This is a genomic window from Paenibacillus sp. OSY-SE (genome assembly GCF_000283315.1).
Classification (GTDB): Bacteria; Bacillota; Bacilli; order Paenibacillales; family Paenibacillaceae; genus Paenibacillus_B; species Paenibacillus_B profundus.
Map to the genome: position 1 here is coordinate 94,809 of NZ_ALKF01000199.1, position 24,044 is coordinate 118,852.

Genomic DNA, 24,044 nt, shown 5'->3' on the forward strand with positions numbered 1-24,044 from the left:
CCCTTTTCTTATCTGCCAGAACCGTCACGTTCTGAAGGAATTAGCACCATTGACATCTTGCAAGCATATAACGCACCGAAGCGTCATATTGACCGGGTTGCAAGATCGGTTGCCGGGCTTCACAGGGCCTGTCCCTCCGCCACTCTTGATAAGAAAACGGTTATGAAATTTAAATTGAGTATAATCCAGCATTTGAAAGTTGTCAATTAACTTTTTTTACCTTACGTTTCATTTTTCTAGTTTGCACAATTCCTCAAAGGCGATCAGCAACGTTTCGCATGCCATATGGAAACCATCCTGTAAATCCTGCAAATTCGCTTGGATATCCTCCAGCTTGATTTTATCACTTAAGCTGCGGTGGCGCTGCCATAAATCATCCTGCATTTCCGCATTCATATGGTGAATTTCCGTATTGCGGCGCTTGCGGAGACGCTGAAGAGCATCGCCGTACTGATCTTTCAAGGCGGTTAACCGTTCGGCCAAGCGCGGATGGCTGCCTTTGAACCGGATTTGACGCAGAACCGTGAAGTAAGAAAAACGATGCTTCACCTTCTCCGTCTCCAATTGCAGCACCGTGTTCAGGAGCGTCCCGAGCTTGTCCAAAATGGAGAAGACGCGAATGAATCCGTTCTTGTAGAAATAGACATGCCGATAGTAATCATCCAGTTCCTCATCGTCCATCTCCGCTTGATATCGCTTCGTTACGCGCTCCGCAAACTTATCGGAAGCATAAACGCTTTGTTCCAGCTCATCCAAGGATGTCTTTAACCCGACGGTCCAGATTTCAATTTTGCGCCAATAGTGCTCCGGATCGCCCTGCTTGTCCATTTGCTTGCGCACAACGTTCAAGTAGCGCTCCATCAACACCATGGCTTCCTGTAATTCTCCTTCGTCCTGACGGGGCGCTTCACCGAACAGAATGCGCAGCATGGAACTCCTCCTTGTCGATACTAACACGTGAATGGATCCGTGATTATAAGAGGTCCCGTTCAACAACCGCTTATAGTCCGTTCGGGAAATAGTCTTTCCAACGTTGGTCAACCTGTTGCACGATATCTTCACGCGGGAACAATTCGTCTGGGTAACCCGGCTTCATGCGCGCATCGATGACAATCGGTAATTTATAGGCAAGATGGTGATTGCGGACTTCCATTCCCGCGTATATATCAGATGCAGGGTTAAATCGCGTAAATACCGTCCATAGAAACGGAAGCTGTCCGTTCGCGACTTGGGCATCATCCACTAAGAACACAAGCGGCCATTTCGTCTCTTTCTCCGTGAGACGCGCCAATACGCGTTCCGCCAGCTGCGGCTCTGCCTCATACGAAGCGCCAGCTACTGTCAAGCAGCCGCGGCAAAAGACGGCGACATCATGAATCTCGCCAATTTCGCCCTCCTCGTACGTATGCGGCAGTTCCCGCACTGGCTCGCCTACGCCAAGCAGAATGCCTTTGCTGCCATGGTTCAGCTTATGCCCGGTATAATCGAGCGTATCGTGCGACGTGTTATTCATCACATACAAGTCGCTCTCTGGCTTAAATCGCTCGAGCACTGCTTCGGTCAGCTCAGCAAAGTTCTCTAGGTCAACGGGCTGATCCGTCAGCATGAGGAACTTCGTCAAGCTGAGCTGGCCTTCACCGAGAATGCGGAAGCCGGACAGAAGCGCTTCACGTGAATAGCTTTCGCGCACGACGGCGGCGGCCAAGGAATGGACGCCCGTTTCTGGATATGGATGCACCTTGCGCACCGTCGGCATGACGAGCGGGAACGCCGGGGACAACAGCCTTACCAAATATTCGCCCAAGTAATAGTCCTCTTGACGAGGCTTGCCTACAACCGTCGCCGGATAGATCGCATCCTTGCGGTGATACATCTGCTTCACATTAAGCACCGGGAACTCGTGCGCCCATGAGTAATAGCCGTAATGGTCACCGAACGGCCCTTCCATGCGGCGGACATGCGGCGGCACATAGCCTTGAATTACGAAATCCGCTTCAGCCGGAATACGGTGTCCTTCAAAGCCGCTGTCTACGACTGGAAGGCGTTCACCCATCACGAACGAGGTCATCAATAGCTCAGGCAGCTTCTCAGGAAGCGGTGCAATGGCCGCTGCAATAAGCGCAGGAGGTCCACCGACAATTACGGACACTGGAAGCGCTTCATTGCGCATTTCCGCCTCATGATGATGAAAACCGCCGCCTTTTTGAATTTGCCAGTGCATGCCAGTCGTCTCTTCATCGTATATTTGAATGCGATACATGCCGAGGTTATGATCGCTTCCTTTATGTAAGGGATGCTCGGTATAGACGAGCGGAAGCGTAATGAACGGACCACCGTCCAATTGCCAGCTCGTTAAAGCAGGAAGACCTTGCATCGGCTTATCCGTACGCTTCACTCCCATAATCGGCGCTTGCGTCGGCGTAACTTCCTTCATGCCCACCTTCGTCAAGCCGAGCAGATCCTTCACTAGGCCGCGCTCTTCCCACAACTTCTTCGGCGACGGCGGCATCAAGCGGTGAATCGCCTCGATGCACTTGTTCGCAAACTGCTCTGGACGCGGTCCGAAAGCAAGATCGACCCGCCGCATCGTTCCGAACAGATTGGTCGCGACCGGAAAAGGACTGCCCTTCACATTTGTAAATAAAAGGGCAGGACCGCCTTCAGCGATAACGCGTCTGTGAATTTCGGCAATCTCTAAATACGGATCAACTTCCGTCTCGATCACTGCCAAATCATTCTCTCGCTTTAGCATGTGGATGAAATCACGAATATTAGAAAAAGACAATACGAGCCCTCCTTGAAATGTTCCGTTATCGTTTGGGTTGACGTTTCTTACATATAAATTACATGTAAATTACATGTTTCCTCTATAAGTATATCTGTTTTTCATCCGAACCTAAAGCGTGCCTGTTAGACAACTTACGACATTGTAAGCTAGGCGTAAGTTGATTCCATGGTACCTGTCGTCCGTCTCCGATACAATAAAGACATCAAATGAAACGCAAACCACAATTGAGGAGGTAGATGTTCATGAAAAACAATCAAATGGCAGTACGTAAACCTTGGAATGTTCGTTGGTTAGCCGCAGCCAAAGCAGCTGCTTCAGTCGTCCTGTTCGGCACGCACGCCAATGAAACCCGCAACATGCAAGAAGGAGCGTAAAAAGAATGACTGAAGCAATTGATAACCTTTCATTTCCCAATAAAAGAAGCAGCTCGCTGAATCACGCTAACCGGAACAACTTCCGAAAAACGTCAAGCGACCTGCTTCTTTTACATATTGCAACTCGTGGGCCTTATGCCCTTATCATTGATGTATGTATGTCTTCTTATTACTTCCTAAGCTGCCAGACGCGGATGCTCATATGGCACAGAACGCTGAACAACCCGCAAATAAGCGTCGTATGCAGCAAGCTTGCCAACAGGAACAGGTTAGCATCCAGCATTGAAAGGACCACAAATGCCCCGCTGATGATTTGCGCTGCGCAGAGCGCAAGCGACCATATGCCGCACAATTGAATCTCCCGGTTATCCTTATGGTTGTGGTAGGCAAAATGAGCCATAATCGCAACTACGATGAACAGCAGCGCCGCCGCTACACGATGCCAAAACGCAATCGCCGTCCCACCGGACAATTCAGGTATCCATTCCCCGTTGCAGAGCGGCCATCCCATACAGCCTCCCGATGAATCGGTATGCCGTACGAATGCGCCTACATAGATAACAATGTAGGTATAAAGCAAAGTAAACCAGACCCCGTATCGAAATTCCGCACGAATCGGACGGCCTTGATCCGCCTGTACTACAGTTCCCCGTTCATACCGACGCAACACGACGCACAACAGGAAGGAAGAGGCAAAGGCGAGCAAAGAAATTCCGAAATGAAGCGCCATTACGGGTGGAGATTGCGTAAACACAACAGCCAGAGCGCCCATAATCGCTTGAATAATCGTAAATAATAGCGTAAGGAAAGCGTAGCTTACCGCATCGCGTTTGTCTCTCGCAGCGCGCAGAACGAAGATGAACGAGGCCAAGACGAGCAGACCGACAATTCCAGTGACGAAACGGTGGGAATATTCAATCATGGATTCAATCGTGTAAGCGGGAACAAATTTGCCGTTGCAGAGCGGCCAATCCGAACCGCACCCCATTCCGGATCCCGTCTTCGTTACCAATGCTCCGTTCAGCACGACAAGAAACATTCCGATGCATGTAACGTAAGCCAATTGTTTCATTCTACGGTAGATGTTTGAATTCACTAGTTTCACCTGACCCGTTGTTCATAATTGAAGCCGTTCATTATAAATAATAAGAAAAGTATTCCAGTCCGTCTCCCATTATACAAGATTTCCTAAATGAATGTACGGCTAAATTGTGACAAATATTACACTCAGCAGCAGACCATCGCCTTCTTACTCCTCTAAACAAGAAAATCCGTCCGCAAATGGGACGGATCATGCTTTCCTATCCAGTTATACAGCTTCGGACACCGCAAGGGCCCGCTCTACGAACTGCTCGATTTCCGGGCGTGTCTTGCGCAGCTTGTTGACGAATCGAATCGTTTCCTTCCCGTCTTTAAAAGCAACGAAGCTCGGAATGCCCAGTATATGATATTCCTGCGCCACATCGAGGAGTTGCTCTGCATCGACCTCGACGAAAGTCGCCTTGCCTTCAAATTGCGCTTCAAGTTCCGGCATGAACGGATCGATGAAATGACAATCCGGACACCAGGAGGTCTTAAATACTGCAATAATTGTCTGAGATTGAGCGATTACTTCCTGGAACCGTTCGACGACTTGTATTTTTTCCATAGCGCTTCACTCCCTACTTTGTTCAGTTCAAGATATAACAAATGCTTGCGAAAAGTCAAACACGCTGAGTGTACGTCCTCGCTTGAAATTGGACATACTGAGAAGGAAATGCATTAAATTTGTTATTTTTCAGCAGCCTTATCGATTACGCACTTTAACAAAAGGAGGCTTCCCGATGCTTTCCAATCTGTCCAAGCGGTGGCGGCACGCTGTGCAAATGATGCGTCAAGCAGCTGGCACAGTTTACGATGCTATGCGGATGACATGGACTGAACTGCATAATCGGGTGACGCTCATGCGCGAGAGCCGCACGCTCGAATGGAATCGTGCCGCGGCAAAGCGCACGGAGGAACACGTGAACCGCATTCTGCTGGAACGACAGCGGCAACAGTTCGTCAGCGGCAGAAGAGCAGCCGCTTCTTCTTTAACCACGGAGGAATCGATGCTGCTGCGCCACATTCGAAACTCCGTTCGCATGGCGAACCGGAATAACGTCACCCGAACGGCAGCATACGGGCGCATCTACAAATCATATCCCGAGTTGCATTGGGCCTTTCTTGCCCATATGGTGTCGCGTAATGGCGGTTGGAATATGACCGACCTGCAGGGTGAATGGCTGCCGCGCATTATGAGCGCGAATCATCGCCTGTGGGCGTATCGCTTGCTTGAACGATCCAATGCGCTTATTTTTCACGATGCGTATCCTCAACTCTTGCTCTATGCAGCAAGCCGCCGCGAGGGCAAAAGCTTGTTTCACTTGCTGCCCACACTTGACATATCCGCCTTTATGACACCGTTTTGGGAAAGCTTCTGGGTTCAGCCGAACAGTTCGCTCTTAACCACCGCCCTTATCGTCAATGAACAGAATGTTATCGAAGGCAGAGTCGTGCAGCATCCGGATTATCGGGAACACGTTATTAATAAATGGGACTTTCGACTACATGGATGGATGCAAATGAATCAAGTCATCTTTCCCCTTGGCGTCCCGTCGTTGAAAGAACACGAGGCCGTGCCTCTAGTCGGCTTGACCCTTGAAGATTTCTCTGATGTAAATGAGCGAATCTTCTTCGGCCGCAAGCTGTACGCCTTGTTATTCCATACTCCTGAAATTTACGGAGGCGCCTTGCGCTATATGCGTGCCGTACCGCATACCGGCTCGCGATCCGATTATTGGCCGCATATATTTACGAAGAAAGCAGCGGTTCCAGAACATGTCAGGCTCCCAAGCGCTCACCGCGCGTACAGCCCAAGCCTTACCGATGTATGGCAGGACGAGCCCTATACTCCGATCGAACCTGGTGATTGGTTCATCGACGATCGGATGCTGAAGCATATGCAGCCGACACGTCCTCCTCTGCATATAGACATGACTTTGCCGCATGATCGGCTATGGAAGGAAACTGCTTCGCTAGCCGGATTCATTCAACCAAGCTAATCACAACTTGCTGAAATTCATTACAGAACCTCATCCCTCATGCCCTTGTTGCTTTGAACAGGGGCTTGTTGAGGAAATATCGACAATATGAGCTGCATAGTATACTATTATCGTTACTAAAAGTAAGTGCTTGTATATATTTAAATTGCTTACTATAATAAAGTAAAGATGACATGGAGGAATGATTTTATGGCTCAACTCAAGATCGTTTCCGACTTCGTTTGTCCGTTTTGTTTTTTGGGAGAGAAGGCAGTGGAAGAAACATTTCAACCTGATGACATCGAATGGATTCCGTATGAACTGCGTCCGGAAGGCAGCGTACCGCTTGATCCGAACAGCGCGTATGTACAGCAATCGATGAAGCAAAGCGTTCTGCCAATTGCTGAGCGATTGGGAGTAGACATCAGTCTGCCGGACATCTCACCTATTCCGCGTACCCGTTTGGCTCATATCGGCTTCTACTATGCGAAGGAGCACGGCAAGGGCAATGACTATTTCGTCGGCGTCTTTAAAGCGTATTGGCAGCAAGGACTGGACATTTCCCAGTCTGGGGTGCTTGCCCAAGTGGCGGAGCAAATCGGTCTGGACGCCCATTCATTCTTGTCTGCGCTGCAAGATGAGCGCTATGCCAAGCAGCACGAAGAAGGACTCCGGCAGACAGAGAGCGTACGAGCGGTTCCAGCGTTCTTCGTCGGCGACCGGGTTCTGCAAGGAATCCAATCCAAGGAAACATTGGAGATCGCACGTGACGAGGCCGCACGGAAGGATGCAGCTCACCCGTCTGCTTCCTCGACCGACTCCTGCTCGATTGATGGCTGCTGATGTTAATAATGACTTGATATAGGAAAAAGGACTTTGCACCGTCGGTTTACGATGATGGCCAAGGTCCTTTTTCTCATTCTTATCCATATCGCTGCACCTTATCTGAACAACTTCGCAGCCATCGTCGTCAGCTGAGGACTGAGACGGGGCTGAACGTCCATTCGTGCAATAATATCCTCCGCAATGTCAACGCCCTGCGCCACTTCGATCAGCTCCAATTCCCCGCCGCTTAATCGAAATACGGCGCGCTCGGTCACGTACAGCACCTCAATGCCGCGCGACGCCGCATATGCGGCATGGAACGTCAGGTGCTCCACCTGCCGCACGAACTTGCGGTGCCTGCCTTCGCGAACAATGCGCAAGCCGCCGTCTGCGAACTCCACCTGCAGGCCGCCGGCCGTAAATGTCGAGCAGAACACCAGCTTCTTCGCGTTCTGGCTTATGTTGATGAAGCCACCGCAGCCCGTTAGCTTGCCGCCATAGCGGCTCACGTTCACGTTGCCCTGCGCGTCTGCCTCCGCCATGCCGAGGCAAGCCACGTCCAGGCCTCCGCCGTCGAAGAAGTCGAACTGCGACGGCTCGTCAATGATGGCTTCGGGGTGCGCGGATGCGCCGAAGCTGAGGCCCCGCGCCGGAGTGCCGCCGATGGGTCCAGATTCGAGCAGCAGCGTCAGATCGCCGCGTCCGGCCTCCCAAGCGGCGTAACCGACGCCTTCGGGCAGGCCGATGCCAAGATTCACCACGCTATGCGGAGGAATCTCTTGCAAGGCGCGGCGGGCGATGACGAGGCGTTCGTCCCTGTCCATAGGAGGCGGCTCTGCCCGGGATGCACTGTCACCGCCCGCATATGCCGGGTTATAGTGTTCGGCGAACGTCATCGCATGCTCTTCCGGCTCCGCCAGCACGACGGCATCCACGAACACACCCGGGATGACGACACGCTTCGGGTCAAGCAAGCCGGCCGGCACTTTGCGCTCGACCTGGGCGATGACCAGCCCGCCGCTGTTGCGTGCCGCTTGGGCGAGCGCCAGCATTTCCAGCGTTACGGCTTCTCGTTCCATCGAGATATTGCCGCGCTCATCCGCCGTCGTGCCGCGCAGCAAGGCCGTGTGAATCGGGAAGGCCCGGTACAGCAGCTGTTCACGTCCGCCGAGCTGAACAAGCTCGACCAACTCTTCCCTTGTCGCTGCATTCAGCTTGCCTCCTTCCGCTCGCGGGTCGACGAACGTGTGCAGACCGACATGCGTGACCGTTCCGCAGCGCCCGGCAGCGATATCGCGATACAAATGCACGATTACGCCTTGGGGGAAATTATAAGCCTCAATCCGGTTGGCAAGCGCTAAAGCGCCAAGGCGCGGAGCCAAGCCCCAATGGCCGCCGATAACGCGCTTCACCAGCCCCTCGTAGGCCAGATGGTTCACGCCGCGCGCCACCCCGTCGCCTTGACCTGCCGCGTACACGATCGTCAGTGCAGATGGCGCTGCTTCCGTCAAGTAACGCCGCTCCAGCGCCGCCGTTAGCGCTTCTGGATTCGCACAGCCTGCGAATCCCCCTATCCCGACCGTCATCCCGTCGGCGATGAGGCGCACCGCTTCATCCGCGTTCATGAAGCGGACGCCTTGCCGCGGCGCCCGTGTCTTCGGCATAATAGGAACACCGTTCAAATAGATAGCCCTCCGTTCACTTCAATGACAGCGCCGTTAATATAATTCGCCGCGTTGGACGCCAGGAACAGATAGGCTTGAGCCACATCCTCCGGCCGGCCCAGACGGCGCAGCGGTACTTTATCCCGCATGCCATCGACGATCTTCTCTGGCATCTTCGCCACCATCTCCGTTGCGATAAATCCCGGCGCGACCGCATTCACACAGATGCCTTTATATCCGAGCTCTCGCGCCCACGTCTTCGTCATTCCGATGACGCCGGCCTTGGTCGCGGCATAGTTCGTCTGCCCGATGTTCCCCTGCACGCCGACGATAGAGGACGTGTTAATGATCTTGCCATGTCCTTGGGCCGCCATGTAGGGAGCGCCGTATCGGGTGCAATAGAACACCCCGTTCAAGTTCACGTCAATCACATCCTGCCACTGTTCCGGCGACATCTTCATCAGCATCGCATCGCGGGTAATACCCGCGTTATTGATCAGCACATCAATCGCACCGAAGCGCTCCATCGTCTGCTCCATGAGCTGCTGTGCGCTCTTGGGCTCCGCTACATTGCTCTTAACGAAGATGGCACGCTCGGCCGCAGACGGTCCAAGCTCATTCAGCAATCGAAGTCCCGCCTCTTCATTGAAGTCCGCAATGACAACATTCGCTTCTGCTTCCATGAACAACCGGACGGCCGCTTCGCCAATGCCGTTTGCTCCGCCCGTAATAATTACCGTCTTATCGGTAAGCTTCATAATGAATCCTCCTGTCTGTCGACAATCCGCACTCGTCATGCGGATATTAATGGTGATGAGTGGAGATCGATGCCTCCGCTGACAAGAACGCTTCCATCGCTTGCAGCAGCTGCGGCAAATCATCGACGAGCGGGGAATGCCCGCAATTCTTCAGCGATATGAACTGCGCAATGTCTCCCAAGTCTGCCAGCGTCTCCGTCGTCATCGCTTCGTTAATGACCATATCCCTCTCTCCGCGAAGCACGAGCGTTGGCGCTGCAATCCGCTTCACCGCGCCGCTGCCTGCCGCAGCTTCGTTGTCGAATACGCTGATGTTGAACGTATTCAACGCATAATACACATCCATCAAGTTCCGCTGCGTCAGGATATCGTCGATATACGCTTCATAGCGCGCTTCCTTAGGGCGATTCTTGTCATAGATGACCGACTCATACAGCAGCTTCATGAAGGCACGGTCACCCCGTGCGTTCGCGTCCCATACCGATCGATTGCGCGCCAATGCTTCAATGCCATCATAAGTTGCAATCCGCTTTGTCACATCTGGCAGCCCATTCTCACCGTTTTCATAGAATGGATACCCGCGCGTGGATACCGAGGCCAGCAGAATCAGCTTCGTGACCGCATCTGGACAGTCTGCAGCCAATTCCATCGCTACACCGCCACCTGTGGACCAGCCCATGACGGCGAACCGTTCAAGTCCAACTGCATGCGCAAACAGCTTCACATCTTCAGAAAATTGTTGCAGGGAACGAATCGGTTGATGGTACGTCGAGATGCCGAATCCTCGCAAATCGATCGCATACAGCTTGTAGCGCGCATCCAGTTGCTCCAGCACCACATCCCAATGATAAGAAGAATTCATGTTGCCATGAATGAGCAGGACGACTTCATCTCCACCTTCGCGTTCGCGATATCCGAGCGTTTCCCCGTTCGGCAGCAGCACCGATTTCAACTCTACCTTCATTGGACTTCCCCCCATTTCAAAGTGAGCGCCCCCCATGCATAGCCGATGCCTGCCGCGGCCAGCACCACTACGCTTCCCGGATGAATCAGCCCTTGCTTCATGCCTAACTCTATGCAAATCATCGGGTCAAATTGACCAATATGTCCGAATTCATCCAAATATACCGACCTTCGGTCTGGAATGCCTAACGCCCGGAGCACCGCTTCGTGCGCCGAACGCTTCATATGAAGCAGACCGATAAAGCCAACCTGGTCGATGCTATATCCGCTGTCACGTACCGAGCATTCCACCACTTGGGCGAAGCGGTCCATCGATACGGCGTCCAACCGATTTTTCATGCGTTCGGGGTCAGGCACACGGAATCGCGGCTCCCCTTGCGCGATAAGCTCCGCCGTCAGCGGCTGCTTCGTCCCGCCCGCCGCGATGATGACATCTTCGGCGAAGGACCCGTCCGTTATAATCGCCGTCTCCAACACTTCCGGATAAGCGGTGCCAGCATCTGAGCCCCGGCGCAATATCATTGCCCCGCCGCCGGCGCCGAGATTGATCATAAAACGCGTATAAGGATCGGTCACATCAATCAAATCGCCATTGCGGTATCCGCCTGCTAGCAGAACGGTCGAAATGCGCGCATCGCCCCGCATCATCGCCTTCGCCGTCTTCACGGCCATCAGCGTCGTGCAGCAGCGGGACGCCAGATCGAACCCCCATGCATTGATGGCTCCGATATCATGCTGCAGCTTAAGAGCAGCGGTCCATACGGGATACTCCTTATGCTCTTCGCCGATGTAGATAACGAGGTCGATCTCTGCGGGATCGATGCCCGCCCGTTCTAACGCTTGCTGTGCCGCACGCACTCCCATCGCGCAAGGGTGGTCTTCCGGTCCGGGGACCGGTTTTTGCCGAATGCCGAGCTTCGTCTCGACGATCTCCTGCGGTATACCGGACGCCTGCGCGATATCCTCACTCGTCATCCGGCCTTCCGGTATGTAGACTCCTACCGAAAGCAGCCGAACCACGTCATCTGCTGTATTCGCGTTAACGTTCATGTCATTCCATCCCCCGTTTCATCCGCTGCTGCATGAAGAGCACCGCCTCTTCCCATGAAGCGACCGTCATCTCTTCCTGACCTTGGACATAAGTGACCCGAATGCGCCAAGCGTCACACAGAGCTTCATCGTGGTGCGCTTGGCAGCGGATGACAAACGAACCGACCGCCGTACCGCCTTCCGCTGCACCGCCTTGCTCTCCTTGGAGACTGCATGCATTCGCCCGCTCATGCTTGCCGTATGCTTCCTTACTGTCGCCCGCCGTCATCCCGCCCCCTCCTTCCGAATCGCATTGGAATCAGCCTGCAGTGACTGCTCAAGTCGGCGTCCTCTGCGCTTCAGCCACCAGAGGCGCAGCGTGCCAACAATTCCTGCCGGGAACAGCAGCACGACCACGATGTACAACAAGCCGAAAAAGATAATCCACCGTTCAAAAATCGGATGGAACTTGGCCAATTCCGATAATCCGTGATGCGCCCATTCAATAATGGAAGCGCCAATAATCGCGCCAAACAGCGTGCCTACCCCGCCGATAATCGTCATTAACAGAGCATTCAGCGTCATATCCATCCCGAAGACAGTCGTATTGACAAATCGCAATGTCAGCACATACAGAGAACCGCTTATACTGGCCGCCATACCTGCAACGACGGTCGCAAACACTTTATAATGAACGATCTCATAGCCGAGCGACTCGGTTCGCTGTTCATTTTCCCGAATGGCCAGCAGCACCCGGCCGACCGGGGATTGCGTGAAGCGGCGCAGCAGCAGGAACATAACCACCATGACCGCCACCGCGGTGAAATACAGGACGGTCCGGTCTTTCATCACGGACGGTATCGGAAACGTAAAGCCGTCATTGCCGTTCGTCAGCGAGCGCCATTTCTCAGCCAGCACTAATAGTAGTCCCGAGAACGCGAGTGTCAACATCGCATAAAAATGACTTTTCAACCGCAAGGACAGCATCCCCACAATATAACTGAGCAGAGCAGACAGCAGCACGCCGACCAAGACGGACAAGAGAAGCGTTCCGATGGAAGCGTCGAGGCGATCGAGCATTACCCCGCTCGTGTAGGCGCCGATTCCGAAAAACATGCAGTGGCCGAATGATACGATGCCAGTAAATCCGAGCAATATGTCATAGCTCATCGCAAAGACAGCGAAGATGCATATTTGTGTCATCAAAATAAGAAAGCTGCGCGAATCATTAATAAAAGGCAACGCCGCCAGGCCAGCGACAAAAATAACGAACCATATCGTTCCGATTTTTGACGTTCTCATCCCGCTCACCCCTTTGCTCCGAACAATCCCGACGGCTTAATGAGCAGCACAATGACCATAAGCAGCATATTTGCCGCAAGCGACAATTCCGGCACGTAGTAAGCCATAAATGCTCCTGATAAGCCAACGAGCAGCGCCGCAAATGCAGAGCCCTGAATGCTGCCCATGCCGCCGATGACGACGACGATGAAGGCCAGAATAGCGAACTGCATGCCCATTTCGGCGAAGATAACACCCGAATACGGTGCCAGGAGTGCGCCGCCAAGCGCTGCCAAGCCGGCTCCCGTCATGAACACCAGCGTAAAAACGCGGCGGATAGGAATGCCCAAAGCTTGCACCATCTCGGGATTCATGACGCCAGCTCGCACAATGAGACCGATTTTCGTCCGCTTTAATACAAACAGCAATCCGGCGAATACTATCGCTCCAATACAGATGATGAACAACCGATATTTGATTAAAATGACGCCTTCTACCTCCCAGCTGCCGTTCAAAAGCGGTGGTACATCTGCCTTGAGAGGATTCGGGCCGAATACTACCTTCAGCAGCTCGCTTAAGACGAGCATGGCACCTAACGTCACGAGAATTTGCTGAATATGATTGCCGTACACCGGTCGAATGACAAGCCGCTCCAGCACGAGACCAAGCAGCATGCCGATGACAACGGCACCTAAGATGGCAACGAAGAACGAACCCGTCGCAGCATACAGCCATACCCCTCCATACGCTCCCCAAGCGAACAATCCGCCATGAGCAAAATTCAGCACGCTCATCAACCCGAAGATGAGCGTAAGCCCCGACGCCAACAGGAAGATAAGCATCCCCGTCGCCAGCCCGTTTACGAGTAAGTTAATGATGCCATTCAATATTCGTGTCCCTCCGTTCACGGGCTTGCTATGCGATGCCCAAATATTTGCGTCTTGTCGCTTCATCCTGCTGCAATTCCGCCATCATTCCTTCAGAGACGATACGTCCTTCATCCATCAAGTAGTACCGATGTCCGATGCGGCTTGCCATCATGAAATTCTGCTCCACCAAGAGCACGGTCGTCTTCGCCTTCATCTGCTCAATAGCAAGCATCAGCTTCTCCACCATAATCGGAGCCAGCCCCTTGCTCGGCTCATCGATGAGCAGCAGCCGATTATCGTTCACATAAGCCCGGGAAATCGCCAGCATCTGCTTCTGTCCTCCGCTTAACAGCCCGCTCTTGCGCCCCCAGAATTTATGCAAATCCGGAAACAGCTCCAGCACCCATTCAAGCCGTGCCTTCGTGTGGTCGTCGTTCAGCCTCATCGCAATGCGCATCGTTTCACCTACGGTCAAATCGGGAAAGATCCCTTGATCCTCTGGAACATATCCGATGCCTTGCCGCGATATCCGATGCGTCGGAAGCGCTTCCACACGTTCGCCTTGAAAGCTAATTTCGCCCTTGGATACCGGATTCAGCCCCATGATCGAGCGGAGGGTCGTCGTCTTGCCCGCGCCGTTGCGTCCAAGCAGCACCGTGATTTCCCCTGGCACCACCTCGAAAGTCACGCCTTGTAAAATATGATATTGACCAATATGCGTCTCAATCCCCCGCACTTGCAACAGCGTCATCGTACAACCCTCCCAAATAAGCCGCTTGAACCGTCTCATTGTTCATAATATCCTCTGGGCGGCCGTCCGCCAGCAGCTTGCCATTGAATAGCACTGCGATAGAATCAGATAAATCCAACACCATGTCCATCTTGTGTTCGATCAGCACAATCGTGCGGTTGCCCGCTTCCTTCACTTTGCGGATGACTTCAAGAATGGCTGGCACCTCCTCAATGGAAATGCCGGCTGTCGGCTCGTCGAGCAGCAGCAGATCCGGCTGCAGCGCGAGCAGCATCGCCAGCTCCAGCTTGCGCTTCTCCCCATGAGCGAGGTAGTTAGCCATTACGCCAATCCGGTTGCCAAGCAGCACCATATCAAGCCAATGCTTCGCCTCCTCCTCGAACCTGCGGTACGCTTTCGCCGAAGCATACCAGTTCAAGCGGACACCCTGCTGCGACTGAACGGCTAGCCGCACATTTTCGAGCACGGTCAAGTTGGGGAATACGTTCGTAATCTGAAAGGAACGCCCCATTCCTAAGCGTGTGCGTTGAAACGGAGCAAGCGGCGTAATGTCCTTACCTTTGAAGCGCACATATCCAGCCGTCGGGCGCAGCTGTCCGCTAAGCAGATTGAATAGAGTCGTCTTGCCCGCGCCGTTCGGTCCGATAATGGACTTGAAGCGGTTGCGCTCCACCTTCAAGCTGACCTCTTGAACGGCCACATGACCACCGAATGCAATCGTCAGCCCTTCGGTTTCCAATATCATGTCATCTGCTTGATCCGTTCTCCTTCCACTCATGACCCCACCTCCTGACTAGCGTTTGTTGCGTATTGGCGGAGCCGTTTCTTCCGGAGACAGCTCGCGAATCAGCACCGGAACCGGATAATCGCTCCCATCTTGCTGCTCCAATTTAACCGCATACAGCGTCTGCAGCGCTTGATGGTCCTCTGCTCGGAACGTCATCTTGCCTTTTGGCGACTCGAAGCTCATTCCTTCCATAGCCGCAATCAATTTCTGCGTGTCCATCTCGCCATCGGTTTTCTTAATCGCTTCGATAATCGCGATCGCGGCAGACATGCCTCCCGGCGTGAACAGATCCGGCAAATCGCCGTTAAACCGTTTCTTATGCTCTTCCACCAGCCATTTATTCACGTCATTGTTCGGCAGTGTGTGATAGTAGACCGAAAATCCTTCCATTCCGGTCAGCTCCTGCATCGTCTTAAGCGATGCGATATCCGGCGCGCCGGTTGATATCTTAATGCCCTGTTCCTTCACCTTCATATCCTGCAGCTGCTTCCATGGCGTGTTCGCTCCGGCCCACACGACGAACAAATAATCCGGCTTGGCGCTCACGATCTTCTGAATGTTCGCAGTAAAGTCGGTTGCCGTTGCGTCCGCGTACTGTTCCTCTACAATTTCCGCTCCAAGCTTGACTGCTGCTTCCGTGAACGCTTTAATGCCGTCGCGGCCGAACGCGCCATCAGGAGCGAAGGTGGCAATCTTCACGCCCTGCTTCGCAATCGCCGCGGCACCAGCCACCGCATCCTGCGAAGAGTTGCGCGCGGAGCGGAACACATATTTGTTCCACAGCTCGCCGGTGATGCTGTCGGCAACTGCCGGTTCAACGACCATCACTTTCTCATACTCCTCTGCAAGCGGAAGCACAGCAAGTGTATCGCCTGAGCTGGAGGAACCGACGAGGAAGTCAACTTTATCGGTCTCGAGCAGCTTGGTCGCTTTCTTCACCGCCACGTCGGGCTTCGTCTCCGTATCTTCGATGATGAATTCAATTTTCCGTCCGGCTGCCGTCTTCGTGCCTTGAGTAGCATAATCAATGCCGAGCTCGAATCCGCGTGTACTCTGCTTGCCGTAGCTTTCCAGTGCGCCTGTCATCGAAGCGAGGACACCAATTCTAATAGGTGGTTTATCGGCGGCTTCTGCGCCTTTGGCCTCGCCATCCTTATCTTTGTCCTCTCCGGAATTACTGCCGGAGCTGCTGCCCAATGCATTGCCGCCATTGTCTGCACCCGCGTCTGTTCCGCCGCTGCTTGCGCATGCGGTAGCAAAAAGAAGGACGAATGCAAGCAGTCCGAACATGCAAGCGCGTAACAATCGGTGAGAGATACCGAAATTCATAGACACACAAAAAACCCCCTTACGATTCAATTCCCGTTCATCATAAGAGGGTTCGGTTACAAATGAGTTGCACATCATCTTTTCATTCTACTAGAAGTATGGTGAATAACGGCCATAAGATGTAAAAGTACATGTAAACAGCCCCAAAACCGGAGTATCGCCAAAAACGACCAAATTGACTGCACTTATGCAGATTGCTCAAGGTAAACGGCGCTCGATACTCCATTGACCTGCACATTTGCAGGTTGTCGTGACTATTTCACCGGACTTCTAAAGGTTGTCTTCAAAGCCCCCTTGCACTACTATCGAAATCATCAATTCTCGAATACTTGGCATAGGCTCGATGCCAAGTTCATCCTGCAGAGCTTTGGTGCACTTGCGGTACCATTTCAGCGCCTGGATGCGATTATTCAGCCTAAGATGGCATGAAATCATGATGCGGTACGCCTCTTCCCAGCAGCGGTCCTTGACCGTCATCGCCTCTGCCCATCGTATCGCCTTATCGTAAGCTTCCACCTCGACATAATAGAGAGAGAGCCGTTCCGCTCCGCGCATAAACAGCACCTGTAATCGTTCTCTCTCCTCGATGCACCAATCTTCATAACGCCGTTCCGGCAAATAGTCCCCTTGATACAGATGAAGCCCTTCTTCCAGAAGGGGGATCGCCTCATCCGCATCATTCGCTTCCAGCCCGTGCACGATCGATTGCTCGAATCGATTCGCATCGAGCACCCAGCCTGCAGCCGGATTCAACTGATAGGCCGAGCCCCGGCGAATGATGAAGTAAGGCGTAGCTCGGGCGCGGCGATGAGGCTCCAAAGCGGTATTCAATGCGTTGAGAGCAACCTTGAAATCGCGATTGGCCGCTTTCTCTTCCGCATGGGGGAACAGCTGGACGAACAGTTCCTCCTTCGTCAAGGGGCGATGGCGACGGGTGACCAGCAACTGGAACAGCTCCTTCGCTTTACCGCGCTGCCAATCTTTATCTTCCAGTTCCACATCTCCGAGGCGAACGCGACATTCGCCTAGCGTATCGATATATAGCGTGTAGCCGGGATGATAGGTCAAGCGGTCCATTCCAAGCTCTGTCAGCAGTGAAGCAGCATAGGCGCGGCATAGGCCCAGCCGCACAGCTTCAATGAGCAGTGGAATGAGCTGCTGCGTATCGCTTGGACCGAACAAGGTGCGCCGTGTAAAGAGAAATGCGTACCCTTCCTGCTCGACCAGTGTCAAAAGGCGTTCCATCGAGACCGCAAACCAGCCGTCCTGCTCCAAGCGATAGGCTGTCAGCGCCTGCCACATTTCCGTGGACGCGCATCCGAATTTGTCTCCGCATGCGACGAAGCGCTCACCGCATTCACGGAACACCTGCTCCGCTTCCTCGCAGCGGTTGGCGTAGAATAGCGCTATCCCCATGCTCAACCGAATGAGCGCGGTCAGCCAGCCGTCGTTCGCGCTCTGCGTTTCATCCCAAGCGGTCTGGCCGTAACGAAGCGCGGTTTCCGCCGAGCGGGCTTTGCCGAACAACAAACATAAGCCCATATACGGCTCTGCACTCCCCCGCTTCACCTCCAGCCGCTCCATGATGGTCAGCGCCGCATGATAGCAATCCGATGCCACCTCGGCATCGTAAGTGCCCATCAATTGCGCGGCGTGTCCCATTCTCATCCAGCCGCACGCTTCCACGAACGGCGCCTTCAAGCGAATGCCGTGCATCATGCCTGCTTCCGCTGCCCGCTTAGCCGAGGGTGGTTCGCCGCACATGCTGTCGATAAGCGACAGCAGCAGATCAATTTCGCGATGGGATCGCGACAGCGTCTTCGGATGATAGCTGAGTCCTCGGTATATTGTCCCTTCCTCTCGTTCCAAATGCTGCGCTCGCATCAGCTTCGCCATCGCTTCGCGAAGCCGTCCAGTACGCAGACATAGCCTTGCTTCCAAGAGCCAGTCACGGCTGTCCTGCTCCACGCAAATCGCACGGTCATACCAGATCTGCGCTTCCATCCCTCTGCCAGCGTTAAGCATATTTTCCGCCATCATCGCATACAGCCGCGCCAGCCGCTGCCGCTCTCTTGTATGGCCACGCCACGCCGAGTAATAAGGGGCGGTCGTGGCTTGAATATTTGCATTAGGTTGGTTCCCAGACGGCGCAAACCAATCTGCTCCTCCTTCTTGCTCTAATGGCGGGTAATATCCGCACAATGATTCCGCCAGCGCAATGGCCCGCTCAAGCAGCGGCTCCGCCATTCCCGGCCGAATCGTATCCAAATATAAGAGCGACTGCCCTTCGAGGGCCATCATCTGCACCATCCGGTTGCCTACGCTTCCGGCTCCATACTCTGCCAGCCGATACTGCTCAAATGTAGCTTCATATTGACAGTGATAACGCAAAATATCGCCTTGAAGCACAAGCAAATAGGGATGGCGATGCTTAATCCGTTCCGGCAGCTTCATTAATGAGGTATAGACAAGCTCCAAATGGCCGTTCTGTATCAGTTCACTGCCTCCGTCCTGCAGCAAGAGCGCCATTTCATCCTGATCTTGCAGCGCAACCGCTTGCGTCATCGCAAGATCGTATCGTCTGCGGGCGGCAAAGACGTGCACCGCCTGCCTCAGCAAGGAACCGTGCCACTCTGGCTGCCTCCTGAGCTGTTCCGCTAGAAATTCCCGAAATAAAGCATGATAACGGAACTGCCGATCGTCAATCGCCGTCAACAGCCCGCTTCCGCACAGCTGAAGCAACATGGCGTAAGAGCCGTGCCTTCCGCATACCGCGTCGCACCACTCTCCGGTTAGTTCGTCAAAGATGCTCGTCTCCAGCATGAACGTGCGGATGGAGGACGGCTGCTTCTGGAACAGCTCCAACGCCAGGAATTGGAACAGGTCTTCCATCGTCTCCCGCGGAGCCTCGAGCACCTCATCCAACGATCCATTTGATGAAAGTAAGCGCTGCCAAATGAATTGGACCGCAATGATCCATCCTTCCGTTTGCTCGTACACCTGATGGATTTGCCGCTTCGTCAACGGGTAATCATAATAATCGCTGAACAGAACATCGATTTCTTCTTCGTTAAAGGTGAGATCTTCTTTGGTGAGTTCAAGTAAATGTCCACGGATTCGCATAGAGGTCAGCCCTTCCCATTGCGGGCGTGAACGGGAGGAAAGGACGAAGCGCAGTTTATCGCAATCAGGCAAATAAGTGAGCACATATTGCATCCATTGCTCAATGCTGTCGGTTGCTTCCACGAGATGATAGTCGTCGATAATGAGCACTGTCAGCTGTTGAAGTCCGGTAAGTTCATTCAGAAACAAATCTGCCAGCGCATAGATGTCCTCGCTGCTGCTCCGGTTTCCGCTTCTTAGCTCAGCAAGCATCGTCTCTCCGAATTCGGGAACCGCTTGCCTAAGCGTGTAGACGATATGAGATACAAAAGGAATGAAGTCATTGTCTTGGGGAGATACGCCGTACCATGCATACGTCATGTCAGAGGAACGAAGAAATGCGGAGAGCGCCGTCGTCTTGCCGAATCCCGGACCTGATGTCAATACGGTGAGCGGGTAGTCCGGTATGCGGGAGAGCCGCTTGGCTATCTGAGGACGGTGAAGCAGCTGCTTTTTCAAAGGTGGCGGCATCAACTTCATTTTAAGCACGCGTCCTTCTTTCATGCAGAACCTCTCTTTTCCAACATTCTCCTGTTTATTGTAGCATATTTGATTTGATTTCCACTGTTTTTTCACAAAAAAAGGAGCGGCTGACTGCGTCAACCGCTGAACCACTGCTTCATTTGTTTTTTGTCCAATTTGCCCACCGCCGTCTTCGGCAGCTCTGTGACGAACATGAACCGCTTCGGCACTTTATATTTCCCGATGCGGGCAGAGCAGAAAACGATAAGGTCAGCTTCCGCAACAGAAGTGACTTCGTCAGCTACAATTACCGCTGCAACGACCTCTCCCCACTTATCGTCAGGCAGGCCAATAACAGCCGCCTCCTTGACGTGCGGATAGCTTGCCAGCGTCTGCTCCACCTCCAGCGGATACACGTTCTCTCCACCGGTAATAATCATATCTTTTTTGCGCCCGACAATATAAAAATAACCTTCCTTATCTTGTTTAGCCAGATCGCCCGTCAAGAACCAACCCTCCCGCAATGCGCCAGACGTGGCCTCCGAGTTGTTCCAATAATGCGAGAACAGGTGCCCTCCCCGAAGCGCCAGCTCCCCGACCTGCTCAATTAGTAAAGCATCTCCTTCCGTTGGGATGAGCTTCACCTCGCTGAACAGCATCGGGAGACCGACGGATCCGGGTTTCTGTGCCGCGATGAGCGGGTCAATCACGAAGTTGTTCGGTCCCGATTCGGTCGCTCCATAACCTTCTTTGAACGGTAGGCCCTTCGCCTTGAAGGCATCATATACCGACAACGGGCAGGGAGCTCCTCCAGACAGGAACGTTCGCATCGTCGGAAACGCCGACCGTGCAAACTCGTCGGATTGAATAAGCTTATGGTACATGGTCGGCACCATGAGCGCTATCGTACACCGTTCTTCGTTCAACAGCCGCACCATATCCTCACTCTGAAACGATCGCACCACGATGACTGTTCCCCCGGCCATCAGCATCGGCAGCGTCAGTGCGTTCATCCCGCCGGTATGAAACATTGGCAAAATCGTCGGTGTAACGTCATCTTCCGTCAACTGCCAACTGATGACGGTGTTGACCGCATTCCAGAATACCGAACCGTGGGTCAGCACAACCCCCTTCGGCTTTCCGGTCGTGCCACCGGTATATATCATCATCCACGCATCGTCAAGTGTCAGAGCCGCCCTTTGCACCAGCGTACGTTCACCAGCTGAATGCTCTCCCGCTGAACCGATGTCACCGTTCGCATTTCCTGCTGAACTCACATTGGACGCTTTATCCGATTTCTTGTCCGATTCGTTATCGTTATCTGAGTCCTTATCTGATTCCTTATCTGATTCAACAACCGCTACAGACAACAGGACGCAGGATACTAGTTGAAGCCCTGACATAATCCGCTTCATATCCGCATCCTCATCGTCATACAACAGCACCTGCGGCTCGCAGTCCAGTATGATTTCGTCGAGCTCCGGAATCGATAACCGCCAATTCAATGGCACCGCAATGGCACCGAGCATCCCGCAGGCGAGCATAGCTTCCAGCATCTCCGCTTGATTGTGCAGCAGGATGACAACGCGGTCGCCCAGCTTAATGTTGGAAGACTGCAATGCGGCAGCCAAGCGCTCCGACCGAAGATGAAGGCTGCGGTAGGTGAGACGGAGCCCGCTTTTCCAGTCCACCACTGCAATCCGATCCGGTGTATGCAGGCACCGTTTATCGAACCAGTGAACTGCACTATCATGCACAGCTTCATCCCTCCGTTCTTGTTCAGCCTCGTTCGACAACAACAGCGACACCATGACCGCCTCCCACACAGAGAGCTGCTGCGCCATATCGTACTTGTCGGCGTTGCATCTCATGAATCAAGGTAACTAGCACCCGCGTTCCACTCGCCCCGATAGGATGGCCGAGAGCAATGGCGCCGCCGTTCACGTTCACTCGCTCTGGTTCAAGTTGCAATTCATGCATCACGGCTAGCGCTTGGGCCGCGAACGCCTCGTTGATTTCGAAGAGGCCGATATCTTGCAGACGCAAGCCTGCCTTGAGGAGCGCCTGCTTGATGGCGGGAACCGGGCCAAGCCCCATCCACTCCGGTTCAAGCCCGACAGCGGCATACCCGCGAATGGAAGCGATAGGCGCGAGCTGATGCGCAGCAGCCGCCTCCGAGCTGCACAGCACGACAGCAGCCGCGCCGTCATTGATGCCTGACGAGTTGCCCGCTGTCACCGTACCTTGTGCGCTGAAGGCGGGCTTCAGCTTCCCAAGCGCCTCCATGGTCAATCCCGGCCGCGGATGCTCATCGGTCGCGATAAGCCGCGCGCTCCCCTTGCGGTCCGCAATGGATATCGCAACGGTCTCCTCTTCGAAGCGCCCGTCCCGCATCGCTGCTTCCGCGCGTTGCTGACTTTGCAGCGCAAAGGCGTCCTGCTGCTCGCGCGTCAGTCCGTAGCGCTCGGCAAGGCGCTCTGCCGTCACTCCCATCGGCTGCTTGATGATGGCGCACGTCAGTCCGTCAAGCAGCACCGAATCAACCAGCTCCCCATGTCCGTATCGGTAGCCTTGACGCGCCTGCTTAAGCAAATAAGGGGAATGCGTCATATTTTCCATGCCGCCCGCCATAATTACGCCCGCATCTCCAGATCGTATGCATTGCGCTCCCAGCATCACTGTCTGCATACCTGACCCGCATACAAGATTCACGTTCGTTGCCGGAACGCACACCGGAATTCCTGCCTTCACTGCTGCCTGTCTTGCGCCATTCATTCCAATCCCGGCCTGCAGCACCTGGCCCATATAGACCTGGTCTATCCGCTCACTTGCAATATTCGCACGTTTACAAGCTTCCTCCATGACAACCGCGCCCAACTCCACTGCCGCCATATCCCGGAAATTGCCCTGAAACGCTCCGATTGGAGTGCGCACGGCACTCGCAATGATCACTTCATTCAAGTCGTCCACCTCATTGTTCGTACTAGAGTCGCTTCCAGTAAACAGGATGGCGGTTACAAATCAGTTGCACCTGTCGACAGCATGAAAAAAATCCCCCCTGGGTGTCACTCTATCGAGAAACCCTTGAAATCAAAAAATAGAGGGGATCCGCTGGAGAAACCTGACGATTGCCCTTGAATCCGTGTCACTTTTGTATATTCTTATCCTTATTGAATTGAATTAGCAGTGACTATGGCGAAAATACCCCACCATTCTTTTTTCTTCTCAATTTTCTCAATATATTTCGGGTTTCTCGTCAAGCTCAGGCCCCCTACGAGTGTTCTATGCAAACATCTCGTGTTCGCAAATGGGTTACCGAAGAGACTGAACGCAACTGAGTGAACTGAGCGAGACTAAGCGAGACTTAGTAGAAGACTAAGTAAACTGAACAAGACTGTGTTAAGGTGCAAGGAATTTGCCGCGTGGTCTGAGAGTTTGGGAGAGTGGATGAAAGAGCAGATCAATGGATGCAAGCCGAACATACGTCCTGCTGTTGCTGTTGTTATTGCTATTTTTGTTGCTATTGCTATTGCTGTTACTGTTACTGGTGCTGTTACTGGTGCTGTTACTGTTACTGGTGCTGTTACTGGTGCTGTTACTGGTGCTGTTTCCTTGTTGATGCTGCTGTTGTGCAGTTTGCTATTCTTGCTATTCTTGCTGCATCATCCGCCAAACAGTCGTTCCATTGGAATACGTACAGTCTTCTGCCTGTTTTCAAGCGTAAACTCACCTTTCCACTGGAAATCTTCCAGTCAAATCGTAATTAAGCCTTGAGTTCAGCCGTTTGAGCATGTTTCTGCTGGATTATTTCCAATGGTTCACCATGTTATCAGCCTAAACCTTCAAATCCATTGGACAGAATCCAGTCATTATCCACAATAGAAAAACCGTCAGGGTAAAATCACTCTGACGGCCTTTAGGATTGGCGGATATCTGTAAT

General features: G+C 53.3%; 21 protein-coding genes and 1 riboswitch. Of the genes, 4 read left to right on the forward strand and 17 right to left on the reverse strand.

Features of this window, described 5'->3' with window-relative positions; all coding sequences use genetic code 11:
• Positions 1-5: 5 nt before the first annotated feature.
• A riboswitch (SAM riboswitch) is annotated at positions 6-155 on the reverse strand.
• A 73-nt stretch (positions 156-228) separates the two neighbouring features.
• Positions 229-930, reverse strand: a complete 702-nt coding sequence (locus A372_RS0125545) for a Cthe_2314 family HEPN domain-containing protein (RefSeq protein WP_019423764.1) — start codon at positions 928-930, stop codon at positions 229-231.
• A 70-nt stretch (positions 931-1,000) separates the two neighbouring features.
• Positions 1,001-2,785: a UbiD family decarboxylase gene (locus tag A372_RS0125550; RefSeq protein ID WP_019423765.1), complete on the reverse strand. Its 1,785-nt coding sequence runs from the start codon at positions 2,783-2,785 to the stop codon at positions 1,001-1,003.
• A 245-nt stretch (positions 2,786-3,030) separates the two neighbouring features.
• Here A372_RS0125550 and A372_RS39150 point away from each other — a divergent pair, with 245 nt between their 5' ends.
• A complete protein-coding gene (locus tag A372_RS39150) occupies positions 3,031-3,162 on the forward strand; it encodes a hypothetical protein (protein WP_019423766.1) in 132 nt (43 codons plus the stop codon).
• Between the two features lie 169 nt (positions 3,163-3,331).
• Here the strand turns inward: A372_RS39150 and A372_RS0125560 are convergent, their stop codons facing one another.
• Together A372_RS0125560 and A372_RS0125565 are read right to left on the reverse strand one after the other, a co-directional pair.
• Positions 3,332-4,234 carry a COX15/CtaA family protein gene (locus A372_RS0125560; protein WP_019423767.1) on the reverse strand — a complete coding sequence of 301 codons (903 nt, stop codon included), beginning with the start codon at positions 4,232-4,234 and terminating at the stop codon, positions 3,332-3,334.
• Positions 4,235-4,471: 237 nt separating this feature from the next.
• On the reverse strand, positions 4,472-4,810 hold the full coding sequence (locus A372_RS0125565; RefSeq protein WP_019423768.1) for a thioredoxin family protein: 339 nt from the start codon (positions 4,808-4,810) through the stop codon (positions 4,472-4,474).
• Positions 4,811-4,985: 175 nt separating this feature from the next.
• Between A372_RS0125565 and A372_RS0125570 the strand changes: the two genes are divergently transcribed.
• Both A372_RS0125570 and A372_RS0125575 read left to right on the forward strand, forming a co-directional pair.
• Positions 4,986-6,245: a DUF2515 family protein gene (locus A372_RS0125570; RefSeq protein WP_019423769.1), complete on the forward strand. Its 1,260-nt coding sequence runs from the start codon at positions 4,986-4,988 to the stop codon at positions 6,243-6,245.
• 189 nt (positions 6,246-6,434) lie between these two features.
• Complete coding sequence (locus tag A372_RS0125575; protein ID WP_019423770.1) at positions 6,435-7,067, forward strand: DsbA family oxidoreductase; 633 nt, start codon at positions 6,435-6,437, stop codon at positions 7,065-7,067.
• A gap of 98 nt (positions 7,068-7,165) precedes the next feature.
• Here A372_RS0125575 and A372_RS0125580 read toward each other — a convergent pair whose 3' ends face one another.
• From A372_RS0125580 to A372_RS0125640, 13 genes are all read right to left on the reverse strand, one after another.
• On the reverse strand, positions 7,166-8,731 hold the full coding sequence (locus A372_RS0125580; RefSeq protein WP_019423771.1) for an acyl CoA:acetate/3-ketoacid CoA transferase: 1,566 nt from the start codon (positions 8,729-8,731) through the stop codon (positions 7,166-7,168).
• Complete coding sequence (fabG, locus tag A372_RS0125585; protein WP_019423772.1) at positions 8,728-9,471, reverse strand: 3-oxoacyl-ACP reductase FabG; 744 nt, start codon at positions 9,469-9,471, stop codon at positions 8,728-8,730. The genes A372_RS0125580 and fabG overlap by 4 nt, the downstream gene beginning before the upstream one ends.
• Positions 9,472-9,517: 46 nt before the next feature.
• Positions 9,518-10,435, reverse strand: a complete 918-nt coding sequence (gene phaZ, locus A372_RS0125590; protein WP_019423773.1) for an intracellular short-chain-length polyhydroxyalkanoate depolymerase — start codon at positions 10,433-10,435, stop codon at positions 9,518-9,520.
• Complete coding sequence (locus A372_RS0125595) at positions 10,432-11,484, reverse strand: 3-oxoacyl-ACP synthase (RefSeq protein ID WP_019423774.1); 1,053 nt, start codon at positions 11,482-11,484, stop codon at positions 10,432-10,434. The genes phaZ and A372_RS0125595 overlap by 4 nt, the downstream gene beginning before the upstream one ends.
• A gap of 1 nt (position 11,485) precedes the next feature.
• The gene (locus tag A372_RS34735; RefSeq protein ID WP_019423775.1) at positions 11,486-11,752 is read right to left on the reverse strand and encodes a hypothetical protein; all 267 of its coding nucleotides are present in this window, start codon (positions 11,750-11,752) and stop codon (positions 11,486-11,488) included.
• Positions 11,749-12,765, reverse strand: coding sequence for a branched-chain amino acid ABC transporter permease (locus A372_RS0125605; RefSeq protein WP_019423776.1), 1,017 nt, complete (start codon positions 12,763-12,765; stop codon positions 11,749-11,751). Before A372_RS0125605 ends, A372_RS34735 begins: the two co-directional genes overlap by 4 nt.
• A gap of 5 nt (positions 12,766-12,770) precedes the next feature.
• Positions 12,771-13,631, reverse strand: a complete 861-nt coding sequence (locus tag A372_RS0125610) for a branched-chain amino acid ABC transporter permease (RefSeq protein WP_019423777.1) — start codon at positions 13,629-13,631, stop codon at positions 12,771-12,773.
• A 28-nt stretch (positions 13,632-13,659) separates the two neighbouring features.
• Positions 13,660-14,364, reverse strand: a complete 705-nt coding sequence (locus A372_RS0125615; protein ID WP_019423778.1) for an ABC transporter ATP-binding protein — start codon at positions 14,362-14,364, stop codon at positions 13,660-13,662.
• Positions 14,336-15,142, reverse strand: a complete 807-nt coding sequence (locus A372_RS0125620) for an ABC transporter ATP-binding protein (protein WP_019423779.1) — start codon at positions 15,140-15,142, stop codon at positions 14,336-14,338. The genes A372_RS0125615 and A372_RS0125620 overlap by 29 nt, the downstream gene beginning before the upstream one ends.
• 15 nt (positions 15,143-15,157) lie before the next feature.
• Positions 15,158-16,480, reverse strand: a complete 1,323-nt coding sequence (locus A372_RS0125625) for a substrate-binding domain-containing protein (protein ID WP_036705321.1) — start codon at positions 16,478-16,480, stop codon at positions 15,158-15,160.
• Between the two features lie 270 nt (positions 16,481-16,750).
• Positions 16,751-20,146, reverse strand: a complete 3,396-nt coding sequence (locus A372_RS0125630) for a BTAD domain-containing putative transcriptional regulator (protein WP_019423781.1) — start codon at positions 20,144-20,146, stop codon at positions 16,751-16,753.
• Positions 20,147-20,241: 95 nt separating this feature from the next.
• Positions 20,242-21,915: a class I adenylate-forming enzyme family protein gene (locus A372_RS0125635; RefSeq protein ID WP_019423782.1), complete on the reverse strand. Its 1,674-nt coding sequence runs from the start codon at positions 21,913-21,915 to the stop codon at positions 20,242-20,244.
• Positions 21,884-23,065, reverse strand: coding sequence for an acetyl-CoA C-acetyltransferase (locus A372_RS0125640; RefSeq protein WP_019423783.1), 1,182 nt, complete (start codon positions 23,063-23,065; stop codon positions 21,884-21,886). Before A372_RS0125640 ends, A372_RS0125635 begins: the two co-directional genes overlap by 32 nt.
• A gap of 486 nt (positions 23,066-23,551) precedes the next feature.
• On the opposite strand from A372_RS0125640, the gene A372_RS37655 reads away from it, so the two are divergent.
• Positions 23,552-23,878, forward strand: coding sequence for a hypothetical protein (locus A372_RS37655; RefSeq protein ID WP_157259720.1), 327 nt, complete (start codon positions 23,552-23,554; stop codon positions 23,876-23,878).
• Positions 23,879-24,044 lie beyond the last annotated feature (166 nt).

Excerpts from the sequence above, each read along its gene's own strand:
- A372_RS0125545 (WP_019423764.1), bottom strand. The coding sequence starts at position 930 with ATGCTGCGCATTCTGTTCGGTGAAGCGCCCCGTCAGGACGAAGGAGAA.
- A372_RS39150 (WP_019423766.1), top strand. The coding sequence starts at position 3,031 with ATGAAAAACAATCAAATGGCAGTACGTAAACCTTGGAATGTTCGTTGG.
- A372_RS0125560 (WP_019423767.1), bottom strand. The coding sequence starts at position 4,234 with ATGAAACAATTGGCTTACGTTACATGCATCGGAATGTTTCTTGTCGTG.
- A372_RS0125565 (WP_019423768.1), bottom strand. The coding sequence starts at position 4,810 with ATGGAAAAAATACAAGTCGTCGAACGGTTCCAGGAAGTAATCGCTCAA.
- A372_RS0125570 (WP_019423769.1), top strand. The coding sequence starts at position 4,986 with ATGCTTTCCAATCTGTCCAAGCGGTGGCGGCACGCTGTGCAAATGATG.
- A372_RS0125575 (WP_019423770.1), top strand. The coding sequence starts at position 6,435 with ATGGCTCAACTCAAGATCGTTTCCGACTTCGTTTGTCCGTTTTGTTTT.
- fabG (WP_019423772.1), bottom strand. The coding sequence starts at position 9,471 with ATGAAGCTTACCGATAAGACGGTAATTATTACGGGCGGAGCAAACGGC.
- phaZ (WP_019423773.1), bottom strand. The coding sequence starts at position 10,435 with ATGAAGGTAGAGTTGAAATCGGTGCTGCTGCCGAACGGGGAAACGCTC.
- A372_RS0125595 (WP_019423774.1), bottom strand. The coding sequence starts at position 11,484 with ATGAACGTTAACGCGAATACAGCAGATGACGTGGTTCGGCTGCTTTCG.
- A372_RS34735 (WP_019423775.1), bottom strand. The coding sequence starts at position 11,752 with ATGACGGCGGGCGACAGTAAGGAAGCATACGGCAAGCATGAGCGGGCG.
- A372_RS0125605 (WP_019423776.1), bottom strand. The coding sequence starts at position 12,765 with ATGAGAACGTCAAAAATCGGAACGATATGGTTCGTTATTTTTGTCGCT.
- A372_RS0125615 (WP_019423778.1), bottom strand. The coding sequence starts at position 14,364 with ATGACGCTGTTGCAAGTGCGGGGGATTGAGACGCATATTGGTCAATAT.
- A372_RS0125620 (WP_019423779.1), bottom strand. The coding sequence starts at position 15,142 with ATGAGTGGAAGGAGAACGGATCAAGCAGATGACATGATATTGGAAACC.
- A372_RS0125625 (WP_036705321.1), bottom strand. The coding sequence starts at position 16,480 with ATGAATTTCGGTATCTCTCACCGATTGTTACGCGCTTGCATGTTCGGA.
- A372_RS0125630 (WP_019423781.1), bottom strand. The coding sequence starts at position 20,146 with ATGAAAGAAGGACGCGTGCTTAAAATGAAGTTGATGCCGCCACCTTTG.
- A372_RS0125635 (WP_019423782.1), bottom strand. The coding sequence starts at position 21,915 with ATGGTGTCGCTGTTGTTGTCGAACGAGGCTGAACAAGAACGGAGGGAT.
- A372_RS37655 (WP_157259720.1), top strand. The coding sequence starts at position 23,552 with ATGAAAGAGCAGATCAATGGATGCAAGCCGAACATACGTCCTGCTGTT.